Source organism: Pseudomonas sp. BAV 4579 (assembly GCF_009765395.1).
Taxonomy (GTDB): domain Bacteria; phylum Pseudomonadota; class Gammaproteobacteria; order Pseudomonadales; family Pseudomonadaceae; genus Chryseomonas; species Chryseomonas aestiva.
This window is the reverse complement of the sequence record NZ_WHOV01000118.1, coordinates 33076-41840: the sequence shown is the minus strand read 5'-3', so window position 1 is coordinate 41840 and position 8765 is coordinate 33076. Positions and strand designations below refer to the sequence as shown.

At 65.7% G+C, this 8765-nt stretch carries 10 protein-coding genes; 5 read left to right on the top strand and 5 right to left on the bottom strand.

What is annotated here, in order from left to right; genetic code table 11:
- Positions 1–60: 60 nt before the first annotated feature.
- The 3 genes from dinG to GSQ95_RS20260 form a co-directional block, all read right to left on the bottom strand.
- The gene (gene dinG, locus GSQ95_RS20270) at positions 61–2205 is read right to left on the bottom strand and encodes an ATP-dependent DNA helicase DinG (RefSeq protein WP_158895114.1); all 2145 of its coding nucleotides are present in this window, start codon (positions 2203–2205) and stop codon (positions 61–63) included.
- Positions 2206–2340: 135 nt separating this feature from the next.
- The gene (locus GSQ95_RS20265) at positions 2341–2601 is read right to left on the bottom strand and encodes a DUF1145 domain-containing protein (protein WP_133859564.1); all 261 of its coding nucleotides are present in this window, start codon (positions 2599–2601) and stop codon (positions 2341–2343) included.
- Positions 2602–2691: 90 nt separating this feature from the next.
- The gene (locus tag GSQ95_RS20260) at positions 2692–3351 is read right to left on the bottom strand and encodes an OmpA family protein (RefSeq protein ID WP_158895116.1); all 660 of its coding nucleotides are present in this window, start codon (positions 3349–3351) and stop codon (positions 2692–2694) included.
- Positions 3352–3486: 135 nt separating this feature from the next.
- Here GSQ95_RS20260 and GSQ95_RS20255 point away from each other — a divergent pair, with 135 nt between their 5' ends.
- Positions 3487–3984 carry a DUF6231 family protein gene (locus tag GSQ95_RS20255; protein WP_158895118.1) on the top strand — a complete coding sequence of 166 codons (498 nt, stop codon included), beginning with the start codon at positions 3487–3489 and terminating at the stop codon, positions 3982–3984.
- A 1-nt stretch (position 3985) separates the two neighbouring features.
- Positions 3986–4459 carry a YchJ family protein gene (locus GSQ95_RS20250; protein WP_158895120.1) on the top strand — a complete coding sequence of 158 codons (474 nt, stop codon included), beginning with the start codon at positions 3986–3988 and terminating at the stop codon, positions 4457–4459.
- A gap of 12 nt (positions 4460–4471) precedes the next feature.
- On the opposite strand, the gene GSQ95_RS20245 is transcribed toward GSQ95_RS20250, so the two are convergent.
- The gene (locus GSQ95_RS20245) at positions 4472–5032 is read right to left on the bottom strand and encodes a hypothetical protein (protein WP_158895122.1); all 561 of its coding nucleotides are present in this window, start codon (positions 5030–5032) and stop codon (positions 4472–4474) included.
- Positions 5033–5201: 169 nt separating this feature from the next.
- Between GSQ95_RS20245 and GSQ95_RS20240 the strand changes: the two genes are divergently transcribed.
- The gene (locus tag GSQ95_RS20240) at positions 5202–5684 is read left to right on the top strand and encodes an LEA type 2 family protein (RefSeq protein ID WP_158895124.1); all 483 of its coding nucleotides are present in this window, start codon (positions 5202–5204) and stop codon (positions 5682–5684) included.
- Between the two features lies 1 nt (position 5685).
- Entirely contained in the window at positions 5686–5883 is a 198-nt protein-coding gene (locus GSQ95_RS20235; RefSeq protein WP_007159125.1) for an SEC-C metal-binding domain-containing protein, read from the top strand.
- A 121-nt stretch (positions 5884–6004) separates the two neighbouring features.
- On the opposite strand, the gene GSQ95_RS20230 is transcribed toward GSQ95_RS20235, so the two are convergent.
- Complete coding sequence (locus GSQ95_RS20230; protein ID WP_133859570.1) at positions 6005–7498, bottom strand: RimK family protein; 1494 nt, start codon at positions 7496–7498, stop codon at positions 6005–6007.
- Between the two features lie 139 nt (positions 7499–7637).
- Between GSQ95_RS20230 and GSQ95_RS20225 the strand changes: the two genes are divergently transcribed.
- A complete protein-coding gene (locus GSQ95_RS20225) occupies positions 7638–8732 on the top strand; it encodes a GNAT family N-acetyltransferase/peptidase C39 family protein (RefSeq protein ID WP_158895126.1) in 1095 nt (364 codons plus the stop codon).
- Positions 8733–8765: the final 33 nt, after the last annotated feature.

The following is an 8765-nucleotide window of genomic DNA, read 5'->3' as shown; positions in this document are numbered from 1 at the left end:
ACAAGGTCCGATGTGTCTGTAGGAGCGGCCGCTTCGGCGGACCGCCATGGCCGCAATCTCTTACTGGATCTCCCGCCGGAACGGCGGCAGCGCATTGAGGATGGCCTTGCCATAGCGCTGGGTCACCAGACGGCGATCCAGCAGCGAGATGGTGCCGCTGTCCTGCTCGGTGCGCAGCAGCCGACCGCAGGCCTGGATCAGCCGCAAGGAGGCGTCGGGCACGGCGATTTCCATGAAGGGATTGCCGCCGCGTGCCTCGATCCACTCGGCCAGGGCGGCTTCCACCGGATCGTCGGGTACGGCGAAGGGAATCTTGGCGATGACCACATGCTCGCAGTAGGCGCCGGGCAGGTCGACCCCCTCGGCGAAGCTGGCCAGGCCGAACAGCACGCTGGCCTCGCCATCGTCGACACGCTTCTTGTGCTTGTTCAGGGTCTCCTGCTTGGACAGGTTGCCCTGGATCAGCACCCGCTTGCGCCAGTCCCGTTCCAGGCCGTCGAAGACGTCCTGCATCTGCCGCCGCGAGGAAAACAGCACCAGGGCGCCACGCGCGCCTTCGAGCATCGCCGGCAATTCGCGGACGATGGCTGCGGTGTGCTCGGCGGCGTTGCGCGGATCGGCCTTGAGATCCGGTACCCGCAGCACCCCGGCCTCGGCGTGACGGAACGGACTGGGCACCACGGCGGTGGCCGCCGAGCGCGGCAGGCCGGATCTCATGCGAAAGCGGTCGAAGGTGCCCAGGGCGGTCAGGGTCGCCGAAGTCACCAGGGCGCCGAAGGCGACATTCCACAGGTGACGGCGCAGCATCTCGGCGGCGAGGATGGGGCTGGCGTTGACCTCGATGTCGTACAGCGAACCCGTTTCGGCAAGGGTCATCCAGCGCGCCATGGGCGGGCTGTCTTCCGGGTCTTCGCAGGTAAAGGCCGTCCACAACTCCCAGTTGCCCTGGGCGCGCGCCAGCAGACTGCCGAACAGCGGATACCACTCCTCGGCCTGGTAGCTGGCGAGGCCAATGCTAGACTCGCCGTCCATGGCCTGCTTGAGCATCTCGGTCAGGCGGGTGAACCGGTCGGTGAGCTTAGCGAAGCCTTTCTTGAGCTCGATGCCCATCTCGCGCAGGTCTTCGGGGATCACCCCGCCAACGAATCTGTGCCGCGGCCGCTCGCGGCCTTCCATGTCCTCGCCCGCGCGAAAATCCGCCAGGGCTTCGCAGGCGGTGAACATGAACTGCTGCTGGGTGCGGATCTCCCGCGCCAGCTCCGGCACCTGCTCGACCAGGCGACCGAGATCACCCGGCAACGGATGCTGGGCCAGCAGCTTGGTGAGATTCTTGGCGATCTGCTCCAGCCACTCGGCGGTGGATCTCAGCCGGGTGAAATGGGCAAAGTGGCCGATGGCCTTGTCCGGCAGGTGGTGGCCTTCGTCGAACACATAGAGGGTGTCGCGGGGATCGGGCAGGATGGCGCCGCCACCCAGGGCCAGGTCGGCCAGCACCAGGTCATGGTTGGTGACGATGACATCGACCTTGGTCATGCCTTCGCGCGCCCGGTAGAAGGCGCACTGCTGGAAATTCGGGCAGTGACGATTGGTGCACTGGCTATGGTCGGTGGTGATGCGCGACCACTGGACGTCCTCGATGGCTTCCCGCCAGCTGTCACGATCGCCGTCCCAGCGATTGCCGGCCAGGCGCTCGATCATCTTGCCGAACAGTTCGTTGGACGCCTCGTCCACATCGATCTTGAAGCCATCCTCGGCAAACAGCTGGGCGGTGGCGTTCTGCGCCTGGCCCTCCTGCAGCAGCATGTCCAGCTTGGACAGGCACAGGTAGCGCCCCCGGCCCTTGGCCAGGGCGAAGCTGAAGGACAGCCCGCTGTTGCGCAGGATGTCCGGCAGGTCCTTGTGCACGATCTGCTCCTGCAGCGCCACCGTCGCCGTGGCGATCACCAGCCGCTTGCCGGCCGCCTTGGCCACGGGAATGGCGGCGAGGGCATAGGCCACGGTCTTGCCGGTACCGGTACCCGCCTCCACCGCCACCACGGCGGGCTCGCCTTCGCGGTGGCCCTCCTCGTCCTGGGCGATGCCACCCAGGCCCTTGGCGGTCTCCGCGATCATCAGCCGCTGGCCATAGCGTGGCTTGAGCGACTTGGCTTCGAGGAAACGCGTGTAGGCGCCCTGGATCTGGGTCTTGAGTTCGGTGCTGAGCATGCCTGGTTCCGGGCGATGGCAAAGCAGCGCCCCGTCCGGCGGACGAGCGCTGTATGCATCTACAGTAATGGATCTTGGGCGCTATGATAACGCGCCTGTCGTCAGGATGCGCCCGACGTTGAGGTCGCAGGCCGCTCAGGCGCCCGGCAGTTGGGGCGGCAGCCGATGAAAGGCGCCGAAGATCAGCAGGCTCAGACGATCAAGCCAGGGATGGCGGCGCAGGCGCAGGGCACGACGGCTGGCGAAGACCTCACCCAGGTGCAGCAGTAGCAGGGCCAGGGCGACCAGGGCAAGCAATTGGGGAAACGGGCGAGCGAGAGGCAGGGCGACAGCGGCGGCTGCGGCGAGCCAGAACAGCAGGAGGAGGACTTTGCCGGTGAGGGACAGGGTTTTCATGGATTCCAGCAGGAGGACGAGATGGATCGGACCATAACGCCTGGAGCCGGAAAAAGTAAAGGCGGCGGACCAGGGTCCGCCGCCGATGCATCACTCGCGGTCGATCTGGATTTCGACGCGGCGGTTGGTGGCACGGCCTTCAGCGGTCTCGTTGGTGGCGATCGGCTGGCGCTCGCCCATGCCTTTCACGGAGACGATGCTGGCTGCCGGCACACCGGCCTGGACCAGGTAGTTGCTGACCGACTTGGCGCGACGCTCGGAGAGACGCTGGTTGTAGGCGTCGGTACCCTTGCTGTCGGTGTGGCCGGTGATCGACAGGCGAGTGCTGGCGGCTTCGCCACGCAGACGACCGGCGATACCGTCGAGCTGAGCACGATCCTGCGGACTGACTGCGGCGGAATCGAAGGCGAAGTGCAGATCACGCGCGGTGATCACTTCCTGCTTGGGCAGCGGTGCCGGCGCGGGAGCCGGTGCGGGCGCCGGAGCCGGGGCCGGAGCGGGCTCCATGCGGGCGACCTGCTCGTTGCCCTTGCCGTGCACCCAGCAATAGGCGCCAGCGGTGGTACCTATGCCCAGGGCCGCCATGCCGGCGACATTACCGCTCTGGGTAGCGCCGGCCGCACCGCCGACCAGGGCGCCGACCGCAGCGCACACCGGCCAATCGGATTTCTGTACGCCGCCCGCGCAACCGGCCAGCACGGTGCTTGCCAGGATGAGGGGTAAAGCTGTCCTTGCGATGCTCTTGCTCATGAAGGGTCTCCTATAGACCAGGTACCGCGAGTTAGGCTCGTCTTTCGTTTTATGGCGCTGTCAGACTAATGGTGGCGTACACGTCTTGACAACGCTGGTTGCTTAGTCAATCGCGATTTGATTAGGGTTCCCTTAATGGCAAACATATTCTCGTCCCGTACCCCGCAACAGGCTCTGGCCGGCCTGCTCGAACATCATCGACCGGCACGGCTGCTCTGCGTGGCGCGCGAGCCGCTACCGGCGCTGCAGGCCTATGCCGAGGCCCATCCCCACTGCCAGCTGGTGCAGGCCGCGGTACCCCTGGATGAGCCGAGCCTACTGGCCGAACGCTACGATCTGGTGATCCTCGCCGATTGCCTGGAGCATCTGCCGCTGCGAACGGGCCGCGAACTGCTCGGCGGCCTGCGCAACCTCAATACCTCGCACCTGGCCGTGCTGGTGGACCTGGCCGCCAGCGAATGGCAACTGACGGATTTCTACGCCCTGGCCCTGCAGGCCAGCGAGCGCTTCGCCCGGGACGGTCAGGTGGTCACCCTGTTCAGCTATGATCTGCACGACTACAAGCAGGTCCCGGACTGGCTCAACGCCCGGTTCTGGGCCAATCCGCAGAATTTCGGCAAGTACTGGTGGTGAAATGCACTCCATGGCTCCCTGCCCCTGTGGCTCGGACCTCTCGCTCGGCGACTGTTGCGGCGCCTTTCATGCCGGCACGCCGGCGCCCGATGCCGAGCGCCTGATGCGCTCGCGCTACAGCGCCTATGTGCTGGGGCTGATCGACTATCTGGTAGCCACCACGGCCCCCACGCAGCAGGCGCTGCTGGACAAGGAAGCCTTGACGGCCTGGAGTCTGGGCAGTCGCTGGCAGGGGTTGCAGGTACTTGAGCATCACCCCGAGCCCGGCGACCCTGACCATGCGCGGGTCAGCTTCGTGGCGCGCTGGGAGGATGGGCGCGGCGCTCATCGCCATGAAGAGCGCTCGGGTTTCGTCCAGCGCGAGGGGCGCTGGTACTTTCTCGATCCGACCGCCAGGCCGTTGCCGGGTCGCAACGACGCCTGCCTGTGCGGCAGCGGCGCCAAGTTCAAGAAGTGCTGCGCCGGCTTCCTGTAACGCCGGCTACGCTTATTCCCTGACCAGCGTCAGGTGATCGGTATCCGGCACCGCCACAGGTAGCGCCTCGGACGCCGGCCCCAGATCGCTGCCCACCGGGGCCAGGCTCAGGTACGACAGATCGACCCGCGGCGGCGCCACCGGCGCGGCCTCATCCTGCAGATCGGCGCCGACCGGTGCCAGGCCGAAATCCGGTGCCTGGACATCGACGAAGGCCGCCATCACGGCATCCCGGGGCGCGACCGACAGCGACCCGCGCTCGGCGGCGGACGCCACGGTGGTCGCGGTGGCGGCTGGCTCCCGCGCCTCGACGGGTGCCGCAGTCGGCTCGCCCGTCTCGGCCATGGGCGCCACCTCGACCCGCGCTCCGGCCTGGGCCAGGGTGGCGCGATAGCGCTCGGCGGTGGTGGCGTCGAGGCGATTCTTGATGATCATGCGGCGACCGGAGAAGAGCACGGCGATGCGCTGTTCATCCGCCTGAAACAGCCGCATCAGATTCTGTCGGGTCTGCTGCGCATCGGCGCCAGCGACCAGCTCGCCCTGGAAGGCGATTTCATAGAGCACGGCGGACATGACGACCTCCTCGGTCATGGCAAGAGCTGCAGGATGCAACGTCGCGCCGGAGTGGTCCAGCCCGCACGGTCGCCTGGCCCGGGCGTTTTTTTGTTAGCCTGTGCCGAAGCGGCCCCGACTTGTGCAGCAATCGGTGCTTGTTAAACTGCGCAGAAAACGGGAGTGCCGCATGCTTCGCCAGGCCTTGTTCATCACCCTGCTCGGCGTCCTGCTGAGCAGCCTTGGCGGTTGTACCTACTTCGGGCGCAACTATGAGGAGCCCCAGGTCGAACTGACCGGCGTGGAGCTGATCCGCGCACGGCTGTGGAGCCAGGACTTCGTGCTGCACTTCCGCGTCCAGAATCCCAACAACAGCACCCTGCCCGTGCGCAACCTGGCCTATACGGTCTACCTGAACGATCTGCTGCTGTCCCAGGGCACCGCCAACCTGCATTCGTCGGTCCCGGCCAATGGTCAGCGCAGCTTCTCGGTGCCGGTGCAGACCAATCTGTGGCGCTACGTGAAGGACGTCGGTCGCATGCTGGAAGACCCCAACCAGCCGATCAACTATCGGCTGCGCGGTCGGGTGAAGACCGGCTGGCTGTTCGGACGGAGTGTCCATTTTTCTCGCCAGGGGCAGTTCGTGCCTGGCGCCTACATCCCGGAGTTATGAGATGAACCAACACGTTCACGGTCCCGATTGCAATCACGACCATGACCACGATCATGGCCATGCGCATCATGTGCATGGACCGCACTGCAATCATGGCCCGGCCCAGGAGCCGGTGCGCAATCCGCTGAAGGAAGTGGGTCGCAACGATCCCTGCCCCTGCGGCAGCGAGAAGAAATTCAAGAAGTGCCACGGCGCCTGAGCCCGTTTCCGTAGGTTGGGCTGAGGCGGCTCTACCGTCGAAGCCCAACCTAGCGGAGTCAGCCTGGACTGTTGGGCTTCGCTCCGCTCAACCCAACCTACCCCTCCGCGACCCTGGCGCGTTACCAGGGCTGTCCGCCGCGCTGCGACTCCAGCCGCCGGATGAATTCCTCCAGCACCAAGGCGTAGAGATCGTCCTTGAGCACCAGGTCCTCGACCCCGCAATCGATGTTGGGATTGTCGTTGACCTCGATCACCGCCAGCTTGTCGCCCGCCTGCTTGAGATCGACGCCATAGAGACCATCGCCGATCAGGTTGGCGGTGCGCACCGCCAGCTCGACCACCGCATGGGGCGCGTCCTGCACCGCCAGGGTACGGAAATCGCCGCTGACCTCGGTGGCGCTGGCGCTGTGGTCGTAGATCTGCCAGTGCCCCTTGGACATGAAGTACTGGCAGGCGAAGATCGGCTCCTGGTTGAGCACGCCGATGCGCCAGTCGTATTCGGTGTAGAAGAACTCCTGGGCCAGCAGCAGCACCGAGCGCTCGAACAGCTCGGCGCTGGCCTTGCGCAGCTGCGCCGCGTCCTCGACCTTGATGACGCCGCGGGAAAAGGAGCCGTCGGGGATCTTCAGCACCAGCGGAAAGCCCAGGCGCTCGCCGAGGCCTTCGAGTTGACCGGGATTGTCCTTGTAGAGGATCTCGGTCGCCGGCATGTCCAGCTTGTGGCCGCGCAGGAGGTCGGCCAGGTAGACCTTGTTGGTGCATCTGAGGATGGAGCGTGGATCGTCCATCACCACCAGACCCTCGCTTTCGGCCTTCTTGGCGAAGCGATAGGTGTGGTGGTCGATGGCGGTGGTCTCGCGGATGAACAGGGCGTCGAATTCACCCAGCCGTGCGTAATCCTTCTTTTCGATCAGCTCCACGTCCAGCCCCAGGTGCTTGCCGACGCGCACGAAATTCTTCAGCGCCTTGGCATCTGACGGCGGAAAGGCTTCCTTGGGGTCGTGCAGGATGGCCAGGTCGAAACGGTATTTTTCGCGCCGCCCCGGCTTGAGCCAGACGCGGCGACTGAAGCCGTCGAGGGCGTTGGCGAATTGATCTTCCTGCTGTTCGTGCAGCTTGTGGATGCTGCCCAGCTTGAGGCCGCCGATGTGCCAGCCCGCGCGGTCGCGGCGGAATTCCACCAGCAGCAGTGGACAGGGAAAGGCCTCGAACACCTGGCGCGCCAGATCCTGCAGGGGCGCGATGTCGGTATTGCCGAAATAGAGCGTGAGGGTGAAGCCGTCGGCGCTGGCGTAGGGATGGCCGGCCAGCGCCTTGGTCAGCAGCTTGTCCAGGTCCTCCAGCGCCAGGCCATAGAGCGACTTGCGCGCCAGTTCGCTGATGGTACGCACCGAGGGGATGACCTTGTGCCCCCGGGCTTCGGCGAGCAGCGAGCAGTAGTAGCCGTGGCCGAGGTACTTCTGGCTGCGGCAGAGGTTGATCACCTGCACGCGTTTGCCATTGTCCTGTTCGTTGGATTGCTCCAGGTATTCCTGGGCGGTGATGACGTCTTCGCTGGGATAGTAGGACGACCAGTCTTCCTTGCGTTCCACGACGATATACAGCTTGCTCACTGGACCTCCTGATTGCGGGGCGTGGTCCCGGCGGAAACCCGGATGCCGCCGGACCACTCCAACTGTTGTAACGCGGGTGCTATTAACCGTTGCTTAACCATGCCAGGCTGCCCGCTCTGCTCCAGGAGAATCCTTCGCGATGAGTTTCACACTCAGGTCCGCCGGGCTGGACGATCTGGCGGCGCTGGTCGATCTGGAAGCGCGCTGCTTCAGCTATGACCGCCTTTCCCGGCGCAATTTCCACTACATGCTCACCCGGGCGAACGCCGTGCTGATCCTGGCGGAGAACGATCGCCAGGTGGCGGGCTACGCCCTGGTGCTGTTCCACCAGAACACCTCGCTGGCGCGTCTCTATTCGATCGCCGTCGATCCCGAGGCACGCGGCCATCGCCTGGGCCAGCGCCTGCTGGAGGCTGCCGAAGCCGAAGCGGTGGAGCGCGATTGCGCCTACCTGCGCCTGGAAGTCCGGCCGGACAATGCAACCGCCATCGCCCTCTATGAACGCAACGGCTATCTGCCCTTCGCCACGGTGGAGGACTACTACGAAGATCACAGCCAGGCCCTGCGCTTCGAGAAGCGCATCCGCCAGCCGCGTGAAGGCCAGGCCCGTCCGGTGCCCTTCTATCGCCAGACCACCGACTTCACCTGCGGTCCCGCCAGCCTGCTGATGGCCATGGGCGCCTTGCAGCCCGGCCGGCCGCTGGAACGGCGCGAGGAACTGCGGCTGTGGCGCGAAGCCACCACCATCTACATGACCGCCGGCCACGGCGGCTGCGGGCCCCATGGCCTGGCCCTGGCCGCACTGCACCGGGGCTTCAAGGTCACGTTGCAGGTCAATACCCGGGGGCCCCTGTTCCTCGACGGCGTGCGCAGCGAGGAGAAGAAGGAGGTCATGCGCCTGGTTCACGAGGACTTCAGCGCCGAGATCAAGCAGTCGCCCATCGAGCGCCTCTACCGGACGCGCCTGGACATCGCCCACTGGGTCAACCAGGGCGCCTTCCCGCTGGTGCTGATCAGCTCCTTCCGGCTGACCAAGGCCAAGGGACCGCACTGGGTGCTGGTCACCGACTGCGACGAGGACTTCGTCTACCTGCACGATCCCGATGTCGACCACAGCCAGCACCGCCGCGAACTGGATTGCCAGCACATCCCCGTGTCCCACGCCGAGTTCGACAAGATGAGTCGCTTCGGCCGCGGCAAGCTGCGCGCGGCGGTTATCCTGCGGGTGGGCTGATGCGGGGTTGCGCGCCAGGGCGAACAGGGCCAG